Source organism: Stenotrophomonas sp. 93052_Sma (assembly GCF_056481145.1).
In genome coordinates this window covers 2,687,938-2,708,077 of the sequence record NZ_CM151134.1, presented here as the reverse complement: position 1 = coordinate 2,708,077, position 20,140 = coordinate 2,687,938, and the positions used below count along the sequence as shown (strand labels likewise).

Genomic DNA, 20,140 nt, shown 5'->3' with positions numbered 1-20,140 from the left:
TCCACGCCATGCGTGGATGCGGTGCCACGAACGAACCCTACAACTCCAGCACCCGCCGGTAGCTCAGCGGCCCACGCCCATCGCGAAGGCCCAGCCGCAGCTCCAGCCCCGTCGCCGGCAATACCTCGCCTTCGCCCGGCAGCACCGCCCAACCGGCACCGGGCTGCCAGGCACGCACCTCGAACCGCTGCACATCACGGGCCACCGCGATGCCCCTCGATTGCTCAGGCGCTGGCAGCGGATACCGGTCGGTCGCCTCGCCACTGGCCCGCCACAGCGTGTTGCCCTGTTGCCACCAGCGCACCCGCTGCCAGCGCAGCCCGTCGCTGCCGACGCTGCGGGTGATCTCCAGCGCGAAGCTGCCATCCGGATGCCGTTCGCTCACCAGCGAAGGTGGCAGCAGTCGCTGCGGCTGGTCCGCCGGGCGCACGGCGCCATTCATCAGCGCGTCGTCTGCGCGCATGTCGATATCACGCTGGAACTGCTGCAGCACGCGCAGCGCCGTGGTGGTCTCGGCATCGGCCTGGCGCAGGCGCTGGTCGCTGCTGGCCACGCTGTCGAGCGTACGCCAGCAGATCAGCGCCAGCACGCCCATGATGGTGATCGCGATCATCACCTCGATCAGGGTGAAGCCGCGCACGGCGCGCTTCACGGTGCGAGCGTCCACGGCAGCTGCATCCGCGCCAGCGGTCGCCGCGGTGCGTCCTCGGCCACCACGCTCAGTTCCAGCTGCGGCTGGCCGTCGCTGCCCGTGCCAAGATGCTGCAGCACCAGGAAGCTGCCGCGTCCCTGCACGCAGCGCTGGCGGCCATCCTGCGCTGCCTGTCCGGTCAGGCGCAGTTCCTGCCAGCGGTCCTGCGCGCACATCAGCGCCAGGCGGCGATCGCGCAGCCGCGATTGATCGTCGGTCGCCACCGCCACCGAACGCATCACCGCCGCCAACGCAATCGATACGATCGCCAGCGCGATCAGCACTTCGATCAGGGTGAATCCTCGCATCGCCTGCTTCACTGCACGACCTGCAATTGTCCGCTGCCATCATCACGAAGACGCAGTGTGCGGCCCTCCAGCGACAGCCCCAGCTCCCAGGCAGTGCCGATCCATTCCGGGCTCAGTTCGATGGCGCTGGCGGGCACTACCGCAATGCCAGCGGCCTGCCACTGCTGCGGCCGCAACAGGTCATCGCGTTCCACGGTCACCCAGCGGCCGCCTTCGCGGCGGCTGAAACGATAGCCCTTGGCATCGGACTGCCAGCGCAGGGGCCGGCCATCGATTCGGGCTTCGTCGCGTGCCACCTGCAGCCGCTGCGCCAACCGCTCGGCTTCCTGGCGCAGTTGCCGGGCCGGATCGAGCAGGCTGCCCAGGCCAAGGCCGATACCGGCAGTGCAGATGCCGATGATCACCAATACCACCATCAGCTCCAGCAGGGTAAAACCGCGCGGGATGCGTTGCACCGACATTGCCTCCGGTCCTTGCCGATACGCGCCAGCATAGGCCTGTACGATGAAACAAAAGCGTCAGCCGCAGCTGCTAGCGTAGGCGGACACGAACGTTGCGATGGTGCGGAACATGGATGGCAGGCGCTGGGATCGCAATCGCATGCTGACCCTGCTGGCAGCGATGCTGCTGCTGGCCGTGGTGGCCTATTGGAGTGTCACCCTGTCTGCGGTGGCGCCAGCGGTGGCGGCCGGTGAAGCGCAGGCCGAGGCGCCGGTACGGCCCCTGTTCGATGCGATGGCCAGCCTGCCGCTGGTGCGGCTGCTGTCCCCCGGTGCGGTACGGACCGAGGTGGTCGTGCTCGGCGTGATGGCCGGCGAGCACGCGCCACTGGCGCTGCTGTCGGTGGATGGTCGTCCTGCGCAAGCGTACGCACCCGGGCAGCGGCTGGGGCCTTGCACGGTGCTGGCCAGCATCAGTGCCAGTGCCGTGGAACTGAATCAGGCCGGCCAGTCGCGCAGCGTGCCGGTGCCCGAGCTGCCGCCGGTGCCGACCGATGGCATCGTGCCTGCGCCCTCGAACGGTGGCTCACTGTAGAGCCGGGTCCACGCCCGGCGGCTTCTGCATGAACGTTGAAGGGCACGCTGGAGCAGCCGGGCGTGGACCCGGCTCTACAGCTTCGCAGGCTCAGCGCGCCGGGCGCTGCGGCACCACCGAGCGACCGAAGGCATCGCCCATGCGCTGCCGCGTGCCTTCCAGGTTGTACTGCATCAGCTGGTTGCCGGGCTGCCGCATCAGGCGTTCAGCTTCAGGCAGCGCCGGTGACTTGGCTGGCTTCGCCGCCGGTGCCAGCTTGCGCTGCAGGCAGTCCCACGCCGGAATCCGCTCGCCGTTGACCTGCACTTCAATGCACGGCACGGCCTCTTCCCGCGTCTTTGTCTCCTCGGCACGGAGCGATGGCAACGCCAGCAGCAATGCCAGCGCCAGGGCAGGGCGGATGCCCGCTATCGATAGTGCACTCATTTCCAATCTCCCGCGGCAACCGGCGTTCTGCAAGGAAGACGTGTGGCGAAGGCAGTCTCCGCCCGCCACCGTTTCGGCAGGGTCAAAAGATGACAGTGCTGTCACAAAACTATTGGCGGTTTTGACGCGACGTGCACGTCCTGTTGGTAGACCCACGCGCCGCTCCCTGGCCACTCCCTTCGATACGACGCGATGCCTTCGATGACTCCTGTTCCGTGCCGAGCCGTCCGCCTTCCGCTGCACCTGCATCCGCTGGTGCTGGCCCTGGCCGCGATGCCGCTGCCGTTGTTCGCGCAGGCGGCTGCACCTGCGCCCAGCGTGAACATCAATGAATACATCGTGCGCGGCAACACCGTGCTCGATCCGCGCCAGATCGAACGTGCGGTGGAGCCGTTCCTCGGCCCGGGCAAGACCCTGGCCGATGTCGAGAAGGCGCGCGATGCCGTCAATGCGCTGTACCAGCAGGCAGGCTACCAGTCGGTCTACGTCGAGCTGCCCGAGCAGCAGGTCAGTGGTGGCGTGGTGCTGCTGAAGGTGCAGCAGACGCCGATCGGGCAGCTGCGGGTCGTAGGCACGAAGCACGAATCGCCCGAACGCATCCGCGAACGCGTGCCGGCACTTGCCGAGGGCAAGGTGCCGGACTTCGACCAGGCGCAGAAGGAACTGACCGCGCTGAATGAAGGCGGACGTCGCCAGGTGATGCCGCTGGTGCGAGAGGGCCAGGTGCCGGGCACGATGGATGTGGACCTGCAGGTCGAGGAGAAGTCGCCGTGGCGTGCCAGCGCGGCGCTCAACAACGACCACAGTGCCGATACCGAGAAGCTGCGCCTGAGTGCATCGCTGGCCTACGACAACCTGTGGAAGCGCGGCCATAGCGCCAACATCGGCGTGTACCTGGCGCCGGAAGATACCAAGCAGGCCAAGGTCTTCTCGGCCTCGTACATGATGCCGTTCGAGGGCACGCCGTGGAGCCTGGAAGCGTCCGGCTACAAGTCCGACAGCCGCGTGCTGAACGCGGGCGGACAGGTCGGTACCGGCACCGGAACCAATGTGATCGGCAACGGCCATTCGATCGGTCTCAAGCTCAACTATCGACTTGCCGGCAGCAGCCAGTGGTGGCGCCAGCTCAGCCTCGGCGTGGACTTCAAGGACACCGAGGAAGACACGCAGATGGGCAAGGAAAGCCTGAAGACGCCGCTGAAGTACGCGCCGATCACCCTGGCGTTTGTCGGTGTGCGCCAGGGCGAGCAGGATCAGTTGAGCATCAACACCCAGCTGGTGGCCGGCACCCGCCGCCTGTTCGGCTATGGCAGCGATGCCATCGGATTCGGGCAGAAGCGCTACTGGGCGGACCCCAGTTTCATCGCGTTCAAGGCCGATGTGGCCAACACCCACACCTTCGGCAGCGACTGGCAGTGGTACGCGCGCGGCTCGCTGCAGGTGACCGACGCACCGCTGGTGTCGGCCGAGCAGTTCGCCGCCGGTGGCATGTACACCGTGCGCGGCTATCTGTCGGCCGAGGCGATCGGCGACTACGGCGGCCTGGCCAGCCTGGAATGGCGTACCCCGGCGTGGTCGCTGTGGAGCGGCACGGATCTGCGCGTCTACAGCTTTGCCGACGCCGCCTACCTGCGCCTGCGCCAGCCGCTGCCCGAACAGCGTGACAAGTACAACCTGGCCTCGGTCGGCCTGGGCGCGCAGCTGCGCCTGGGTGAGCACCTGCAGCTGCGCCTGGACTACGCCTGGCCCTATGCCGATGGCCCGGTCACGCGCAAGGACGACCCGCGCCTGCATTTCAACATCAGCACCAGTTACTGACCCATCCCTTGAACATGCGTTCTCCGGAGACCCTTCGCATGGACCGTTTGCTTTCCCGAGTGTTGCTGCTGCTGGCCGCGCTGGTTGCGTTGCCTGCTGCTGCGGCCGATGCCAATTGGTGGCAGGCCGAATGGAAGTACCGCAAGCCGATCACCGTCGACGCCGGTCCGCAGGGCGCGGGCCTGGCCGGTGACCCGGGCCGCACGCCGCTGCTGCTGCGCCTGCATACCGGCAACTTCGGTTTCGACGGTACCCAGGACGCGGGCAACGACCTGCGCTTCGTGTCGGGCGATGGCCGCACCGTGCTGGCCCATCAGATCGAACAGTTCGATCCCAAGCTGGGCCTGGCCCTGGTCTGGGTGGACGTGCCGGCAGTCAGCGCCGCGGCGCCGCAGACGATCTGGATGTACTACGGCAACGAGAAGGCCCCGGCCAGCGGCAACGGCCAGCAGGTGTTCGACCCGGACTACACGCTGGTCTACCACTTCGCCGAAGCCAATGCGCCTGCACGCGACACCACCGCCTACGGCAACAATGCCGGTGCTGTGGTGCCGCCGTCCGAAGGTTCGGTGATCGGCCGTGGCGTGCAGCTGGGTGCGGGCCCGCTGCCACTGCCGGCCAGCGCCTCGCTGGCACAGGAAGCGGGGGCGCCGTTGACCCTCTCGGCCTGGATCAAGCCGGGCAGCAACAATGCGGCGCAGGCGATCTACGCCCGTCGTGATGGCGCGTCCGAGCTGGTGCTGGGTATGGAGAACCGGGTGCCGTTCGTGCAACTCAATGGCCAGCGCAGTACGCCGGCACAGCCGATTCCGGAAGGGCAGTGGGCGCACGTGGCACTGACCGCGGAGAAGGGTGCGCTGCAGCTGTACCTCAACGGCCGTGTAGTGGCCCAGCTGAGCGGCGAGCTGCCGGCGCTGGGTACCGCGCCGGTGGTGGGCGCCGATGCCCCGGGTGCTGCACAGCCTCTGGCCAACTTCGAAGGCGCTCTGGATGAGCTGCGCATCTCGCGGGTTGCACGTCCGGCGGCGCTGCTGCTGGCCGATGCCACCGCTCAGGGCGCCGACTCGCGCCTGATCAGCTACGGCGCCGACGAGCAATCCGCCGGGCAGAGCCACTTCGGCTTCATTCTCAAGGCGATGCCGTTCGATGCCTGGGTGGTGGTCGCCATCCTCGGCCTGATGATGCTGATGTCATGGGCGATCATGATTGCCAAGAGCCGCCACTTCGGCCGCACCAGCAAGGCCAACGCGGTATTCACCGAGAGCTTCGGCAAGTTGTCCGGTGTGCCGCTGCGCACTCTGTCCGAGATGGACCGCCAGGGCAAGGCGCCGACCGCGATGCACGACGGCTCGCTGTGGCGCATCTACCAGGTGGCCATCGATGAAATGCAGCAGCGCCACCAGCGCGACGGCAACAGTGGCTACCTGAGCGGCGCCACCATCGCCGCGATCCGTGCCTCGATGGATGCGGTGATGGTGCGCGAGCAGGAAGCGATGGCACGGCGCATGAACTGGCTGTCGACCACCATCGAAGGTGCGCCCTACGTGGGCCTGTTCGGCACCGTAATCGGCATCATGCTGGTGTTCGTGGTGGCGGCGATGGCCGGCGCGGTGGACATCAACTCGGTGGCGCCGGGCATGGCTGCAGCGCTGCTGTGTACCGCAGCCGGCCTCGGCGTCGCGATCCCGGCGCTGTTCGGCTACAACTACCTGGGCGCACGCGCCGAGGCGATCGGCGCCGACATGGCGGTGTTCATCGACGAGTTCGCCGCGCGCCTGGCCGAAGAGCAGGACGGGCGCGGCCCGGCCGCGGTCCAGGGCTGAGGGGCGCGCCATGGGCCAGAAGGCGAAGTTCGGCATCAAGAAGCGCGAGAAGGGCATCAACGTAACGCCCTTCGTCGACGTGCTGCTGGTGGTGCTGGTGATCTTCATCCTGACCAGCAATGCCTCCATCCCCGGTATCGAGGTCAATCTGCCGAAGGCCAGCAACAGCGTGGCCCTGGAAAAGCCGAAGACCAAGGCGATCACCATCGACCCCAGTGGCCAGGTGTTCCTGGATGCCTACCCGGTGACGATGGCCGAGCTGGAAGACCGGCTGCGTACCGAACGCGCGACCACGCCGGATTTCCCGGTGATCGTGCGCGGTGACGCGCAGGTGCAGTACGCCCGCGTGGTCGAGGTGCTGGACCTGCTGCGGCGCCTGGAGCTGGCCCAGGTCGGCCTGGTCACCGGCAAGGCGCAGGGCTGAGGCATGACGGCCCATCAACCCCCTCGACCGGAGCCCGGCATGCGCGGTCGCCAGTTGCTGGTGACCGTGGCACTGGTGCTGGCCGCGTTGCTGGTGCTCGGTATCGCGGTGTGGTGGCTGTTGTTCAAGGACACCGCCAGCACCCGTCGGCCGGTGGTGCAGCCGCCGATGCTGGCGCTGCCACCCCCTCCGCCGCCGCCCCCGCCGCCCCCGGAAAAACCACCGGAGCCGGAGACACCGCCGGAAGAGACGATGCCCGAACCGGAGCCGCTGGATCAGCCGACGCCGGCCGAAGAGCCGACGCCGACGCCGGATAACAGCGATCCGGTGACGATGAATGCCGACGCGCAGGCCGGTGGTGACAACTTCGGTATCCAGTCCGGCAGTGGTGGCGGTTCGTCCGGCGTTGGCCGTGGTGGCGCCGGCAACGCTACCTACGGCCGCTACCTGGGCTACCTGATGCAGCAGGCGATCTCGCGCGACGACAAGGTCAAGCGCCTGGCGTTCCAGCTGCAGGTGAATGTGTGGCTGGCCAACGACGGCCGCCTGGAAAAGGTCGAACTGGTACGCGGCAGTGGCAACGAGGAGGCCGACGCGGCCGTGCTCGATGCCCTGCGTCGCATCGGCAAGGTTGACCAGGCACCGCCGCCGTCACTCGATTTCCCCGCCCGCGTCCTGATCCAGGGCCGCCGGCCCGGGGCCTGACTCCGACTTCCGTGATTTCCCTTCTTTCGATGAGAACCGTGATGAACGACCACGTCCGCGCACGAACCGACTCCCGCCGCCCGCGGCCGGCCCGACGGGCGCTGCTGTGCTGCGCCGTGCTGCTCAGCCTGGCCGCCCCGGCCGGTGCGATGGCGGCCGAAACCACCATGGTCAAGCTGATCAAGGGCCTGATCGCCAGCGGTGCGCTGAAGCCCGAAGATGGCCAGGCATTGCTGGTGCAGGCCGAAGCCGAAGCGGCGGCCGCACAGCGCACTGCAGCCACGGGCAGCACCGCGGCGAGCGGTGGCGTGGCCCTGGAGGCCGGTGACGTGCGCGTGCCGTACGTACCGCAGAGCGTGCGCGACGGTATCCGTGACGAAGTGCGCCAGGACGTGATGGCGCAGGCGAAGTCGGAAGGCTGGGCGGCACCCAACGAAGTGGCCGAGTGGACCAAGCGCATCAAGGTCACCGGTGACATGCGTGTGCGCAGCGAGTCGCGCTTCTACTCCGAGCGCAACAGCGACATCGTGAGCAACTGGTCGTCGATCAACTCCGGCAACGGCTTCGACACCAACACCAATACCAACCTGCAGTTGCCGCCGCTGCTGAACACCCGCCAGGACCGCCGTAACCTGTGGCGCATCCGTGCCCGCCTGGGCATCGAGGCAACCATTGGCCAGCACACCACGGCCGGCGTGCGCCTGGCCAGCGGCAGCAGCAATGGCCCGGTATCGACCACCGAGCAGCTGGGCGGCGGCCTGAGCAAGAAGGACGTGTGGCTGGACCAGGCCTGGCTGGCCTACAGCCCGGCGGACTGGGTGACGGTGCGTGGCGGCCGCTTCGGCAATCCGTTCTGGACCAGCGACACGCTGTTCTCCAACGATCTCAACTTCGATGGCCTGGCCGCGAACCTGAAGTATGACTTCGATGGTGGCGACCTCGACCTGTTCGGCAACCTCGCGGTGGTGCCGCTGGAGTACACCTCCGACAGCTCGCCGAGCCAGAGCAAGGTCAAGACTCCGAACGAGAACAAGTGGCTGTCCGGTGCCCAGGTAGGCGTGAACTGGCGCTTCAACGATGACAACGCGCTGCGTGCCGCGCTGGGCTACTACGACTTCAAGAACATCAGCGGCCGCCTGTCCTCAACGTGCTCGCTGTATTCGGGCGCGGTGGGCTGCGACACCGACTGGTCGCGCCCGGCGTTCATGCAGAAGGGAAATACCCTGATGCTGATCCGCGACATCGCGCGCAATCCGGTGGATCCGGCCGGTACGCCGACCCCGCAGTATGTCGGCCTGGCCTCGGCGTTCCGCCTGGCCACGCTCAACCTGCGCTGGGATACACAGCTGGCGCAGGGCATCGGTCTGCGCCTGGATGGCGACTACATCCGCAACCTGGCCTACGACAAGCAGGCCATGTTCAGTCGTGCCCAGAACGGCATCGTCAACAACTACGGCGCCGGCGATACTGTCGGCATCGATACCTTCCGCAGTGGCGACACCGCTTGGATGGTGCAGGCCACCTTCGGCGCCACCGAGCTGAAGGAGAAGGGCCAGTGGCAGGCGCTGCTGGGCTACAAGCACATCGAGGCCGACGCACTGCCCGATGCCTACAACGATCCGAACTTCCACCTGGGCGGCACCAACGCCCGCGGTTACTACGTGGGCGGTGCCTACGCGCTGGACGCGCGCAGCTGGATCAGCGGCAAGTGGATGGCGGCCAAGGAAGTGTCCGGTGCGCCGCTGTCGATCGACGTGTTCCAGCTGGAGTTCAACACCGGCTTCTGAGTGGCGGGCGTGATGCGGATCACGTAGTGCGTGGCGGGGGCGCAGCGATGCGCCCGTCTAAGGAAAGGAGACCACGCGTTGTTCAAAAGGAGGAGTGGATGAGCCGTCGCAAACTGTTCGAGAGTCCCGAACCGTCCAGCCAGATGCTGGGTGTTGGACCGGCCTATGTTTCAGTGGAGGGCCTGCGCCAGCACCTGGCCGAGTTCCTGCTGTACGCAGGCCGGCCGGTGGTGATCATGCGCGGGCGCAGCGAAGTGGGCTATTTCCTGCCGGCGCGCTGCTGGCGCCAGCGTGACGATGATCCGCTGGCGGCGGCTGCCGCCGACCAGCTGCTGGATGCGGCCGGTTTCCAGGCCGAGGACATCCAGCAGGTCGAGCAGGAATTCAACGCGATGCGCCAGCGCACCGTGCTGCATTCACGGCGCTGAGCCTTCCGTAGAGCCGGGCCCATGCTCGGCTTTTCGGGCGGTTGCACGCGACGTTGGCAACAGCCCCTGTCGTTGTCTTCGCCTCTACAGTAGATCCACGCCATGCGTGGATGGCACACGCCCGGCCGCAGCTACAACGCCAGCACCTGTCCCGGTTCCAGCGCCTGCAGAAATGCGTCGTCATGCGACACCACCACCAAAGTGCCCGGGAACACCCGCAGCACCTGCAGCAAGTGCATCCGCAGCGTCATGTCCAGGTTGTTGGTGGGTTCGTCCAGAACCAGCAGCGTCGGGGGTTTGGCCGCCATCAATGCCAATGAAAGCCGCGCCCGTTCGCCACCGGACAATGCGGACACGGGCGTCTGCGCCGTGGCATCGCCGCGGAACAGGAAGTCGGCCAGGTGCAGCCGGCACTGGGTCTGGCTCCAGTCCGGCATCTGGGCAGACAGCGCCTGGAGAGGCGTGGCCTGCATCGGCAGGTCCCGATAGTGCTGGTCGAGCAGGGCGATCTGATCAGCTGGCGGCAGCAACCAGTCACCATCACGGCAGATGCTTGGGTCGCCGCACAGCGCGCGTGCCAGCGTGGACTTGCCGCTGCCGTTGTCACCGGTGATCGCCAGGCGATCGCCGACATCCAGGCGCAGATGCAGTCCACCCAGCACCGTTTCCGTGGCATGCGCCACGCTGGCGTCGGTCAGCTGCACCACCACTCCCTCACGTCGCCAGCCGGCCGGCAACGCGAAAGTGGGCTCGATGATGGTCTCGCGCTGCAGGTCATTGCGACGAGCCTCGATGTCTTCCTGCTGCTTACGGATCTGCAGTTGCTTGCTGCCGGCGGTGGTATTGCCACGGCCGAGCTTGGTGGCTGAACGGACGCCGCCCCACTTGCGCTGTTCGACCTTGCGCACGCCGCGTTCCCGCGAGCTCGCGGCGCGCTGCTGTTCGCGCATCAACGCCTCATGGGCCTGGCCGCGCTCCTGATCCAGCTGGCGCAGCTGCCGGTCGCTGGCCTCGCGTCGCTGCTGCAGGTCCGCCTGATAGTCGCGGTAGCGACCGCCGAAGTGGCTCACGCGCCCGCCACGTATGTGCCAGAGCTCATTACAGAGCGCATCGATCAGGGCTTCATCGTGGGTGGCCACCAACAGCGCGCCATGGAACTGGCGCAGGCGCGCGATCAGCGAGCGGCGTGCACTGCGGTCCAAGTGATTGCTGGGTTCATCCAGTAGCAGTACGTCGGGGTCGGCATCAAGCGCGCGGGCGAGCGCATGGCGCATCTGCTCGCCGCCGCTGCGAGAGGAGTCATCGAGCACTGCTGCGGCACGTAGGCGATGCGTGCGCCATCGCGCCGGATGATGGTCCCACCACTGGGCACCAGAGTACCGGCCAACATCTGCAACAGGCAGCTCTTGCCGCTGCCGTTGTCGCCGATCAGGGCGATGCGGGCACCTGAGGGCAGGTGCAGGTTGACGTCGGCCAGCAGGGCGCGGCCGTTGAAATCCAGATCCAAAGCATGGGCACGTAACATCGCGTGCGGTCCTCCTGTTGCTGCGCGCTCACTGCATCCGAACGCGGACGCGCAGCTTGGAACAGGGGCGAGGCCGGCACAAGCGAGGAACCGGCCAAGATCCGCCGCAGGTGGGCCAGACCTCCTTCAGCCGCGCTCACTGGTGATGCGCGCACCTTCGCGCATCACCAGCGTCACCGGGGTCTTTTCCACCACCTCCAGCAACCGCTGCCACTGCGCATCGCTCAGCTCGGCGCTGGCATGCAGCACGCGGTGCACGTGGAAGCGTCCATCTTCGTCGCGTTCCGAGCGCAGCTCGGCATGGAACTCGCCCAGTTCCCAGCCCTTGCGCTGCGCATACATGCGCAGAGTGATGGCGGTGCAGGCCGCCAGCGAGGCCAGGTACAGATCGAAGGGCGCGAAGCCCTTGCCCTGGCCGCCCAGCGAGGCGGGCTCGTCCGCGTCCACATCAAAGCTGCCATTGCTGATGTGGTGCAGGTAGTTGTCGCCGGTCGAAACAATGCGCGCGTAGGCCATCGGAGTCTCCATCTGTCTATAGCGTCGAGCCATGCTCGACCAACCCACTGTAAAGTCGAGCCGTGCTCGACTGCTCCACAAGGCGGCGCCAGCCAAGGCCAGCGCCGCCACGAAATCACTCGGTACGATCGTACGAGAACTGGATGCCTGCCGTACCACCGGTTTCAATGAAGAGATTCATGAACGCCGGCACCGTTTCCGAACGGGCCCAGTCGCGCTGCAGCTCGCAGAACAGCTGCGGTACGCTGATCAGCTGGCCCCCGGCCTGTTCGATGCGGCGCAGCGCGGCATCGTGCGCGGCCAGCGAAGTGCCGCCGACGGCGTCGACCACCACGTACACCTCATAGCCTTCCTTCAACGCATCCAGGGCCGGGAAAGTCAGGCACGCCTCGGTCCACAGCGCGGTCATGATCAGCTTGCGGCGGCCGGTGGCTTCCACCGCCTTGCGGAACTCGACGTCCTCCCAGGAATTGATGGTGGTGCGGTCGTAGGTGGGGTAGTCGCCCAGCACCTTGCGCAGCTGCGGAATCGGCGGCTTGTTCAGGCCGGTCTTGACGTTGACCGTCGAATGCACGATCGGCAGACCGTAAGCCACAGCAGCCTTGGCGGTGCCGACGATGTTGTTGATCAGCAGCTGGCGGTCCATCGAGGCGATGGAGTTCACCTGCACCGGCTGGTAGTCGATGATGATGAAGGCGGAATTCTGCGGGGTCAGCAGGTGGTCGCTGGCCGGGTCGCGGATCGGTTCACTGGACATGATGGGTCTCCGGTTTGGAGGAGTGCCGGCAGCGGGCCGGCACCCCCGGGGGTAGCTCAGCTGCGCTGCGAATCCAGCTGCTCCTGGTTCTTCTGCACGTCCTGCGCCTTCAGGTAACTCTCGATCAGCAGCTGGTAGTTCGGGAAGATCTTCGTGTAGACCTCGGCCCATTGCTGGGCATCGTCGCGGTTCCAGCTGCGCTGGATCTCCGAGGCCACCGCGGCGGTGTCCATCGGCACCACGCCGGCCTGCACCACGCGGGCCAGGGTGATCTCTTCGGCCATCTTCGAATAGGTGCCCGAGGCATCGATCACCGCGAACACCTGGTAGCCATCGGCCACGGCGGCGATCGACGGGAAGGCCATGCACACGCTGGTGATGGTGCCGGCGATGATCAGCTGCTTGCGGCCGGTGGCCTTCACTGCAGCAACGAATTCCGGGTTGTCCCAAGCGTTGATCTCACCCTTGCGCGCCACGTACTGAGCATGCGGGGCCGCGTCGTGGATCTCCGGGATCAGCGGGCCGTTCGGGCCCTGCGGGACCGAGGCGGTGGTGATCACCGGCATCTTTGCCAGCGTGGCCATCTTCGCCAGCGCAGTGGCGTGGGCGCGCACGCTGGTGAATGGCATGTCACCGATGGTCTGGAACAGGCCGCTCTGGTGGTCGATCAGCAGCATCGCGGCGTTGTCCGGATCGATCACCGGGCGGGCACCGTTGAAGTTGGCGGGGGTACTCATGGTCGGTCTCCTGGGGAAGGTGGGCGATGGCCCGTTGGCGCGGCGGGTCATCACCCGCCGCGCGGAAGCGCTCAGTGCGCGATCTGGCCGAAACGGCCGCTGTTGAAGTCGTTGACCGCCTGTGCGATCTCGGCCTGGCTGTTCATCACGAACGGGCCATAGCCCACCACCGGCTCGTCGATCGGCTCGCCGCTGAGCAGCAGCACAGTGGCGTCGCTGTCGGCGTCGACGAACACGTCCTCGCCGCTGCGGTCGAAGGTGACCAGCTGTGCTTCGCCGACCGGTTGGCCGCCGTTGATCCGGACCGTGCCCTTCAGCACCACCACCGCCAGCGTGCGGCCATCGGCCACCGGCAGTTCGGCGTGGTGGCCCTGCTGCAGGCGGATGTCCCAGACATCCATCGGCGTGTGGGTACGTGCCGGACCGGCGTGGCCGTCGAAGCGGCCCGCGATGACACGCACGCGGCCGGCGCCCTCAGGCAGATCCACCGAGGGAATCTCTGCGTCAAGCAGGGTCTGGTAGCCCGGTGCGCCCATCTTGTCCCGCGCCGGCAGGTTGACCCACAGCTGCACCATGTCCAGCGTGCCGCCGCGCTTGCTGAATTCCGGCGTGTGGAATTCCTCGTGGAGGATGCCGGAGGCAGCCGTCATCCACTGCACGTCACCCGGGCCGATGGTGCCGCCGGCCCCGGTCGAATCGCGGTGCGCGACCTCGCCCTCATAGACGATGGTGACCGTCTCGAAACCGCGGTGCGGATGCTGGCCGACCCCACGCGGGGTATCGCTGGGGGCGAAGCTGTACGGGCCGGAATAGTCCAGCAGCAGGAACGGGCTCAGGTGCTGGCCGTGGGTGTTGTAGGAAAACATCGAGCGGGCGGGGAATCCATCGCCCACCCAGTGCGGGCGGGGGGCGCTGTAGGTACCGGTGACACGCTTCATGGCGATCTCCTGGCCGGGGCTGCCGGCCGCTGTTCTTCGTTGCAGGAGACGATATCGCCGCGACAATTGGGCCGGTAGACGCCAACATTTGCCGTCATAGTCCTATCTGGTGAACAATGGCGGCAGGCCGTGGGCCGCAGGAGATCGCCCCGTGTTCATCGCAGATATCCGCCGTTGTGACCTCAACGACCTGTTCTATTTCGCCATGGTGGTCGAGCACGGCGGCTTCTCGCAGGCCGGGCGGGCGCTGGCCATGCCGAAGTCGAAACTGAGCCGGCGCATCGCGCTGCTGGAAGAACGGTTGGGCGTGCGCCTGATCCAGCGCTCGACCCGGCGTTTCTCGGTCACCGAGGTCGGCCAGGACTACTACCGCCACTGCAAGGCGATGCTGGTCGAGGCCGAGGCCGCAGAAGAAGCCATCGCGATGTCGCGCGCCGAGCCGCGCGGCACCATCCGCCTGGCGTGCCCGATCGCGATCCTGCACGCGCGCATCGGCCCGATGCTGGCCGACTTCCTGGCCCTGCACCCGCAGGTGACGGTGCAGCTGGACGCTACCAACCGCCGCGTGGACGTGGTGGGCGAGGGCGTGGATGTGGCGATCCGGGTACGGCCGCCGCCGCTGGAGGACAGTGACCTTGTGGTACGCGTGCTGGCCCGTCGGGTCTGGTGCACCAGTGCCAGCCCGGCGCTGCTGCAGCGGCTGGGCACGCCGCAGGTGCCGGCCGATCTGGCGATGATGCCGACCGTCGATCTGGCCTCGCCCAGTCAGCAGCATGTGTGGGAATACAGTGGGCCCGGCGATGTCCAGGCCAGCGTGCATCACCGCCCGCGCCTGGTCAGCGATGACATGATCGCGTTGCGCGCCGCCGCGGTGGCCGGGGTCGGGCTGTTGATGCTGCCGCGGATGATGATCACCGATGAGCTGGAGAGCGGGGCGCTGCTGCCGGTGCTCCCCGAGTGGGTGCCGAAACACGGCATCGTGCATGCGGTGTTCCCTTCGCGGCGTGGGCTGCTGCCGGCGGTACGCGCGTTGATCGATTACCTCGCCGAGCGTTTCGAGGCGTTGGACGAACCGTAGGCTCCGCATCCACGCATGGCGTGGATCTACTGGATCTGCCGCCAGGGAGATCCACGCCATGCGTGGATGATCCTGGTGCCGCGCGACGGGCCTTCGCTTGCCGCCTGCGGCCGTGCAGCCCACAATCCACGTCCGGACCGTCGCCATCACGCCCATCATTCCCCGGTCCGGCCTTGGCACCTATGTCTCCCAATGCCCTGGCGCTGGTCGAGCTGCTGATCCGCGAGCGCCGTGCGTTGTCTCGCTTCATCGCGCGCTATCTCGACCCGGCCAGTACCGAGGACATCCTGCAGAACCTGTACCTGAAGGCCAGCAGCGTGCCCGGTGATCCACCGATCCTTGAGCCGCGCGGCTATCTGTACCGGATGGCCTATCACCATGCGCTCAACCGCAGCCAGGCCGACGCCCGCGAGCGGCGCGCGATGGCCGAGTACGCCATCGACATGGCCGAGGCGGGCCACGACGGCGAGGCCCAGGCGCTGGACCAGGCACAGCTGCGCGAGATCACCCAGACCATCCTCGCGCTGCCAGCGCAGGTCCGCGAGTGCTTCGTGCTCAACCGCTACCTGGGCCTGAGCGAGCGCGAGATCGCCACACGGCTGGGTATTTCCAAGAGCCTGGTCGGCAAGCACGTGCTGCGCGCGGCACTGTTGATCCAGCAGCACCAGCAGGGAACGCGCCGATGACCGGCGATTGCCGTGGGCAGATCGCGCCCGCCGTTGTCACAACAGGAAAGCGCACCCGTTCGTGGTGCGGCAGGCCACAACCATGACCACGTCCGAACCCTCGCCGCGTCAGGCCAGGCAGGCGTTGCGCTGGGTGATCCAGTGCAGTGCAGGCCCGCTGCCGGAACGCCAGCAACGAGCCCTGCAGCGCTGGTTGCAGGCCGATCCGCGCCATGCGCTGGCCTGGCGCCAGCAGCAGGCCTTCTGGCAGGGGCTGGATGCCGCCGGGCCCGACGTGCTGGCGGCGCTGCCTGAACTGACCGCCGACCGCCAGGGATTGCGTCCGGTCGCACCGCGCCGTCGCCTGCCATGGCTGTTGGCCAGCGCCGCCGCTGTGGTTCTGATGGTCGCGGCCGCACCGCAGGCGCTGTTGCTGGCGCGCAGTGACCTGCGCAGCAGTGATGCGCCGCGCGTGGTGCAGCTGGACGACGGCAGCACTGCCGTGCTCGATGCGGGCACCGCATTGGCGGTCGAGTTCGATGGCCAGCAGCGGCACCTGCGCCTGCTGCGCGGGCAGGCCTGGTTCCAGGTGGCGCACGAAGCTCGCCCGTTCCAGGTCGAGGCCGCGGGCGGCCGGGTCCGTGATATCGGCACCGCCTTCAGTGTGTCGATGCAGGACGCCACGGTCACCACCCAGGTCAGTGAGGGTGTGGTCGAAGTGCGGCCGGGCGATGGCAGTGTGCAGCGCCTGCATGCCGGGCAGTCACGGGCGTTCCGTGACGGTCGCTGGCTGCAGCCGGTGTCGAAGTGCGGCCGGGCGATGGCAGTGTGCAGCGCCTGCATGCCGGGCAGTCACGGGCGTTCCGTGACGGTCGCTGGCTGCAGCCGGTGCAGCTGGAAGACCCCGAGACCATGGCGCCGTGGCGGCGTGGCGAGGTAGTGATCGATGATCAGCCGGCCACGCAGGCCATCGCCGATCTGGCGCGCTACCATCGCGCCCCGGTCTGGGTACTGGGTGGGCAGGGTGCAGGCGTACGGGTCAGTGGCTTGTTCCACCTGCAGCAGCCGGAGACGGCCATCGATGCGGTGGCCGCGCAGGCAGGACTGCGCGTGCAGCGCTTGCCCGGCGGCGCGCTGGTGGTGTGGTGAGGCCCGCGCAGCACCTGGATGAACGGGCCGCATGAAAAAAACATGAAAAAACCGTGGGCACCTGCAGTGTCCCGCTGTCTATAGAGGTATAGCCAGAGCGAAACACCGTTTTTCCTCAAGCCAGACACACCACCGGCACCGGATGTGCCCGTGGTCCAGCCACGCTTGAGGAGTTCCTGTCCATGCCGTCCACGGCATCTGCCTGTCATCGCCGCGCCACCGTTCTGGCCCTGGCCGTTTCCACCGCATTGCTGCCGCTGGCCTGGGTGCCGGCCGTGCAGGCACAACCGGCGATCGTCGCGCCGGTGCGCCAGTACGCCATCCCGGAGCAGCCACTGGCTGATGCCGTACGTGCCTTTGGCCGCCAGGCCGATGTGCAGGTGGTGTTCCGCAGCGACCTGGTGGAAGGCCGCCGCTCCAGCGCAGTGAAAGGCGAGTACAGCCAGATGCAGGCGCTGCAGCAGCTGTTGCGCGGCAGCGGCGTGCGCGCACAGCGCGGCATGGACGGCACCTGGAGCCTGCGGGCCGCAGCGGAGGCGGGTGAAGGGGAAGGGGTGCGGGTGACCGAGACACTGGACGTGGCCGGTCGCCTTCAGTCGGAAGGGGGTGAGGCCCGCGATCGGCGCGGCTACGATGATGTGTTCGCGCTGGACCTGACCACGGCGTATTCGGGGCGCGACCGGGTGGAGCGCTACCGCGGCTCCAACCCGGCCGACGTGGTCAAGGATCTGGTCGGCGTGTTCAGCGGCGATGCGCGCAACAGCGGCGCGCTGGACATCAACATCCGCGGCATCCAGGGGCCCGGGCGGGTGCCGGTCAGCATCGACGGTGGCGAACAGGCGCTCACGGTCTGGCGTGGCTACAACGGCGTCAGCAACCGCAACTACATCGATCCCAACCTGATTGGTGGCATCCAGGTCATCAAGGGGCCAGGGCTGGTGCGCGATGTGCACAGCGGGATCGGTGGTGCGCTGGTGATCAAGACCATCGACGTTGACGACATTGTTGCTGCCGGCGAGCGCTTCGGCGGGGAGCTGAAGATCGAAGGCAGCAGCAATGCGGTGGCCCCACGCCTGCCTCGCCTGCACACCGGCGAGGACTACCGAAACGTACCGGGCTTCCCGCAGGGCTCGCCGAACTCGCCCTATGACGACCGCACCCTGGTGGTGCCGGTGAAGTCGCGCAGTGGCAACAACCCCTTCGATGGCGAAGACCAGGCCTGGCGGTTGGCACTGGGCGTACGCGGCGACAACGTCGACCTGATGGCTGCCTACGCCTGGCGCAAGCGCGGCAACTACTTCTCCGGCAGCAAGGGGAGCGCGTACTACGACCAGGACCGGCGCGAGCAGTACGAGTACCAGGGCATCGACTACATCACCACGCTGGCGCGTTACTTCAAACCGGGCGATGAAGTGCCCAATACATCCAGCGAACAGGAGTCGTGGCTGGTCAAGGGCAGCTGGCAGATCAACGATGACCAGCAGTTGAAGGCGACCTGGCGGCGCACGCTGTCGCACTACGGCGAGATCATGCCGTCGCGCATCCTGTCGGCGCCCGACTACGGACGCATCCAGTGGCCGCTCAGCCGGGTTGCGTCCGATGCCTGGAACCTGGAATACCGCTTCCAGCCGGCCGGCAGCCGCTGGCTGGACCTCTACGCCAACCTGTGGCGCACCGAGACAGACAGCGATACCTATACCGCCGGTGGGTTTCCCAATTTCGCACCGGGCAATCCGGCGTGGAATCCCGGGGTCAGCCCGATCCTGCGCAACACCGCACTGGCAAATGCGCGCAATGACCGCACCGGCCTGACCCTGAGCAACCGCTTTGCGCTGCATTCCACCCTGGACCTGACCGTGGGCGGCAACTGGCAGTACGAGAAGCTGGGTTCGCGCGACCCGTACTTCGGCACGACCGATGGATGGCGCATGTTTCCACGTGCTGGCCGGCGCCAGGAGGGCGAAGGCTATCTCAACCTTGAATGGCGTCCGGTCGACTTCCTGACCCTCAACGCCGGCGTGCGCTACAGCCGCTACTGGGCCTTCGATGATTTCCTGCAGGCGCATCCGGAGCTGCTGACCAAGGGATTGGGCAGCAAGGAGGCGACCTACCGGACGAATGAGCTGCCCGAGCGGCCGGCCAGCCTGCAAGCGGAGATCGATGCACTGGAGGCCGAACGCGAGTTCTGGGAGAGCATCGGCATGGGTTCGGTGATTGACGATGCACTGCATGGTCTGCTGGCGTACTACGAGACGCCGCAGGCGGTGGAACATCGGCTTCCGTGGTTGCCCGATGCCAACGGCAACTATGCCCGTGCGACCAACCCCTGTCTCAACGGCAGGGTGGCGGCGATACCCGGCGTGCTGCCGATCTACCCCGGCAGCGACCTGGTCTGCAATATCGGCAACACCATGCAGTCGCGGCCGGTGGACGGGCGCAATGACCGCCGCCGCGATCACGCGTGGTTGCCCACTTTCTCGGCCACGGTGAACCTGTCCAGGGCCGCGCGTCTACCTGCGCTACAGCGAAGCAGTGCGCTTCCCCAGCATGTTCGAAAGCACCATCGCTTTCTCCAGCAGCCTCAATCCGCTGTACACGCTCAAGCCCGAGCATGCCTACAACTACGAGCTGGGCTACGTGCACAACCTGTCGGGCCTGTTCGGCAACACGGCCGATGCCGACGTCAAGCTGGCCTATTACGTGCACAAGACCCGCAACGTGATCGAGCGCGACGCCTACTTCCTGTTCGACAACATCGACAAGCAGACCATCCGCGGCATCGAGCTGCAGGCACGCTTCGACAACCGGCGGTTCTTCACCGACCTGGGTATTTCGCGCACGCTGGAGAACGAGGTGTGCGACGAAAGCACGGCAGTGCTGCTGGACGCCAACCGTGGCCTGGTGCCGAACTGCGTGCAGGACGGTTTCGTCAGTGGCTACCTGCTGACCCAGGCGATTCCGAAGTTGTCGGTGAACCTGTCGCTCGGTACGCGCCTGTTCGATGAACGGTTGGAACTGGGCAGCCGCATCGTGCACTACCAGCGCCACGAAAACCCCGACCTGCAGGCCTACCGCGACCGGTTGCTGGCCGGTGGCAGCAGCCTGCTGTGGCAGAACGTGCCGTTCACCTGGGGCAACATCACCACCGTCGATGCATACGCGCGCTGGCGCTTCAACGAGCACGCCAGCGTCGAGCTGGTGGGCAGCAACCTCGGCAACCGCTACTACGTCGACCCGGCCACGCGCTCCACGCTGCCGGCGCCGGGCCGCACCCTCAAGCTCGGCATCACCGCGCGCTTCTGACCTCCCGCTTTCAAGCGTTGTACCCGT

Annotated in this window: 18 protein-coding genes and 3 pseudogenes; 11 read left to right on the top strand and 10 right to left on the bottom strand. The window is 67.1% G+C overall.

What is annotated here, in order from left to right:
- Positions 1-37 precede the first annotated feature (37 nt).
- Genes ACZK2V_RS12690 through gspH form a run of 3 tightly spaced genes read right to left on the bottom strand, consistent with a single transcriptional unit; the run spans position 38 to position 1,454 of the window.
- Positions 38-652: a prepilin-type N-terminal cleavage/methylation domain-containing protein gene (locus ACZK2V_RS12690; protein WP_049423096.1), complete on the bottom strand. Its 615-nt coding sequence runs from the start codon at positions 650-652 to the stop codon at positions 38-40.
- Complete coding sequence (gene gspI, locus ACZK2V_RS12685; protein ID WP_193391262.1) at positions 649-999, bottom strand: type II secretion system minor pseudopilin GspI; 351 nt, start codon at positions 997-999, stop codon at positions 649-651. The genes ACZK2V_RS12690 and gspI overlap by 4 nt, the downstream gene beginning before the upstream one ends.
- Positions 1,000-1,007: 8 nt before the next feature.
- Entirely contained in the window at positions 1,008-1,454 is a 447-nt protein-coding gene (gene gspH / locus ACZK2V_RS12680; protein ID WP_049423094.1) for a type II secretion system minor pseudopilin GspH, read from the bottom strand.
- Between the two features lie 115 nt (positions 1,455-1,569).
- Here gspH and ACZK2V_RS12675 point away from each other — a divergent pair, with 115 nt between their 5' ends.
- Positions 1,570-2,034, top strand: coding sequence for a general secretion pathway protein (locus ACZK2V_RS12675; protein WP_049423092.1), 465 nt, complete (start codon positions 1,570-1,572; stop codon positions 2,032-2,034).
- 90 nt (positions 2,035-2,124) lie between these two features.
- On the opposite strand, the gene ACZK2V_RS12670 is transcribed toward ACZK2V_RS12675, so the two are convergent.
- Positions 2,125-2,460: a hypothetical protein gene (locus ACZK2V_RS12670; protein WP_049422986.1), complete on the bottom strand. Its 336-nt coding sequence runs from the start codon at positions 2,458-2,460 to the stop codon at positions 2,125-2,127.
- Positions 2,461-2,661: 201 nt separating this feature from the next.
- Here ACZK2V_RS12670 and ACZK2V_RS12665 point away from each other — a divergent pair, with 201 nt between their 5' ends.
- The 6 genes from ACZK2V_RS12665 to ACZK2V_RS12640 all read left to right on the top strand — a co-directional run bounded on the left by ACZK2V_RS12665 (position 2,662) and on the right by ACZK2V_RS12640 (position 9,445).
- Positions 2,662-4,278 carry a ShlB/FhaC/HecB family hemolysin secretion/activation protein gene (locus ACZK2V_RS12665; RefSeq protein ID WP_486322426.1) on the top strand — a complete coding sequence of 539 codons (1,617 nt, stop codon included), beginning with the start codon at positions 2,662-2,664 and terminating at the stop codon, positions 4,276-4,278.
- 38 nt (positions 4,279-4,316) lie between these two features.
- Entirely contained in the window at positions 4,317-6,101 is a 1,785-nt protein-coding gene (locus ACZK2V_RS12660; protein ID WP_486322425.1) for a DUF2341 domain-containing protein, read from the top strand.
- Positions 6,102-6,111: 10 nt separating this feature from the next.
- The gene (locus ACZK2V_RS12655) at positions 6,112-6,525 is read left to right on the top strand and encodes an ExbD/TolR family protein (RefSeq protein ID WP_005409874.1); all 414 of its coding nucleotides are present in this window, start codon (positions 6,112-6,114) and stop codon (positions 6,523-6,525) included.
- A gap of 39 nt (positions 6,526-6,564) precedes the next feature.
- Positions 6,565-7,230, top strand: a complete 666-nt coding sequence (gene tolA, locus ACZK2V_RS12650; protein ID WP_049399763.1) for a cell envelope integrity protein TolA — start codon at positions 6,565-6,567, stop codon at positions 7,228-7,230.
- 41 nt (positions 7,231-7,271) lie between these two features.
- Positions 7,272-9,017, top strand: a complete 1,746-nt coding sequence (locus tag ACZK2V_RS12645; protein ID WP_197612605.1) for a putative porin — start codon at positions 7,272-7,274, stop codon at positions 9,015-9,017.
- A 98-nt stretch (positions 9,018-9,115) separates the two neighbouring features.
- Positions 9,116-9,445, top strand: coding sequence for a hypothetical protein (locus ACZK2V_RS12640; protein WP_005409871.1), 330 nt, complete (start codon positions 9,116-9,118; stop codon positions 9,443-9,445).
- Between the two features lie 131 nt (positions 9,446-9,576).
- Here the strand turns inward: ACZK2V_RS12640 and ACZK2V_RS12635 are convergent, their stop codons facing one another.
- The 6 genes and pseudogenes from ACZK2V_RS12635 to ACZK2V_RS12610 all read right to left on the bottom strand — a co-directional run bounded on the left by ACZK2V_RS12635 (position 9,577) and on the right by ACZK2V_RS12610 (position 13,918).
- A complete protein-coding gene (locus ACZK2V_RS12635; protein WP_486323325.1) occupies positions 9,577-10,647 on the bottom strand; it encodes an ATP-binding cassette domain-containing protein in 1,071 nt (356 codons plus the stop codon).
- Between the two features lie 63 nt (positions 10,648-10,710).
- A pseudogene (locus ACZK2V_RS12630) lies at positions 10,711-10,970 on the bottom strand (ATP-binding cassette domain-containing protein); the annotation flags it as partial.
- Between the two features lie 126 nt (positions 10,971-11,096).
- Entirely contained in the window at positions 11,097-11,486 is a 390-nt protein-coding gene (locus tag ACZK2V_RS12625) for an OsmC family protein (protein ID WP_032129425.1), read from the bottom strand.
- A 115-nt stretch (positions 11,487-11,601) separates the two neighbouring features.
- Positions 11,602-12,243 carry a hydrolase gene (locus ACZK2V_RS12620; RefSeq protein WP_486322424.1) on the bottom strand — a complete coding sequence of 214 codons (642 nt, stop codon included), beginning with the start codon at positions 12,241-12,243 and terminating at the stop codon, positions 11,602-11,604.
- Positions 12,244-12,299: 56 nt separating this feature from the next.
- The gene (locus ACZK2V_RS12615; protein ID WP_071227966.1) at positions 12,300-12,980 is read right to left on the bottom strand and encodes a hydrolase; all 681 of its coding nucleotides are present in this window, start codon (positions 12,978-12,980) and stop codon (positions 12,300-12,302) included.
- 71 nt (positions 12,981-13,051) lie between these two features.
- A complete protein-coding gene (locus tag ACZK2V_RS12610) occupies positions 13,052-13,918 on the bottom strand; it encodes a pirin family protein (protein WP_486322423.1) in 867 nt (288 codons plus the stop codon).
- 151 nt (positions 13,919-14,069) lie between these two features.
- On the opposite strand from ACZK2V_RS12610, the gene ACZK2V_RS12605 reads away from it, so the two are divergent.
- From ACZK2V_RS12605 to ACZK2V_RS12590, 4 genes and pseudogenes are all read left to right on the top strand, one after another.
- Entirely contained in the window at positions 14,070-14,996 is a 927-nt protein-coding gene (locus ACZK2V_RS12605) for a LysR family transcriptional regulator (protein ID WP_049422979.1), read from the top strand.
- A gap of 182 nt (positions 14,997-15,178) precedes the next feature.
- A complete protein-coding gene (locus ACZK2V_RS12600) occupies positions 15,179-15,682 on the top strand; it encodes an RNA polymerase sigma factor (protein WP_486322422.1) in 504 nt (167 codons plus the stop codon).
- A gap of 82 nt (positions 15,683-15,764) precedes the next feature.
- Positions 15,765-16,810: pseudogene (locus ACZK2V_RS12595) on the top strand (FecR family protein).
- 182 nt (positions 16,811-16,992) lie between these two features.
- Positions 16,993-20,113: pseudogene (locus ACZK2V_RS12590) on the top strand (TonB-dependent receptor).
- The last annotated feature ends 27 nt before the right edge of the window (positions 20,114-20,140 follow it).

Coding starts and splice junctions, on each gene's coding strand:
- ACZK2V_RS12645 (WP_197612605.1), top strand. CDS start 7,272: ATGAACGACCACGTCCGCGCACGAACCGACTCCCGCCGCCCGCGGCCG.
- ACZK2V_RS12625 (WP_032129425.1), bottom strand. CDS start 11,486: ATGGCCTACGCGCGCATTGTTTCGACCGGCGACAACTACCTGCACCAC.
- ACZK2V_RS12615 (WP_071227966.1), bottom strand. CDS start 12,980: ATGAGTACCCCCGCCAACTTCAACGGTGCCCGCCCGGTGATCGATCCG.
- gspI (WP_193391262.1), bottom strand. CDS start 999: ATGCGAGGATTCACCCTGATCGAAGTGCTGATCGCGCTGGCGATCGTA.
- ACZK2V_RS12670 (WP_049422986.1), bottom strand. CDS start 2,460: ATGAGTGCACTATCGATAGCGGGCATCCGCCCTGCCCTGGCGCTGGCA.
- ACZK2V_RS12665 (WP_486322426.1), top strand. CDS start 2,662: ATGACTCCTGTTCCGTGCCGAGCCGTCCGCCTTCCGCTGCACCTGCAT.
- tolA (WP_049399763.1), top strand. CDS start 6,565: ATGCGCGGTCGCCAGTTGCTGGTGACCGTGGCACTGGTGCTGGCCGCG.
- ACZK2V_RS12620 (WP_486322424.1), bottom strand. CDS start 12,243: ATGTCCAGTGAACCGATCCGCGACCCGGCCAGCGACCACCTGCTGACC.
- ACZK2V_RS12655 (WP_005409874.1), top strand. CDS start 6,112: ATGGGCCAGAAGGCGAAGTTCGGCATCAAGAAGCGCGAGAAGGGCATC.
- ACZK2V_RS12600 (WP_486322422.1), top strand. CDS start 15,179: ATGTCTCCCAATGCCCTGGCGCTGGTCGAGCTGCTGATCCGCGAGCGC.
- ACZK2V_RS12660 (WP_486322425.1), top strand. CDS start 4,317: ATGGACCGTTTGCTTTCCCGAGTGTTGCTGCTGCTGGCCGCGCTGGTT.
- ACZK2V_RS12640 (WP_005409871.1), top strand. CDS start 9,116: ATGAGCCGTCGCAAACTGTTCGAGAGTCCCGAACCGTCCAGCCAGATG.
- ACZK2V_RS12675 (WP_049423092.1), top strand. CDS start 1,570: ATGGATGGCAGGCGCTGGGATCGCAATCGCATGCTGACCCTGCTGGCA.
- ACZK2V_RS12610 (WP_486322423.1), bottom strand. CDS start 13,918: ATGAAGCGTGTCACCGGTACCTACAGCGCCCCCCGCCCGCACTGGGTG.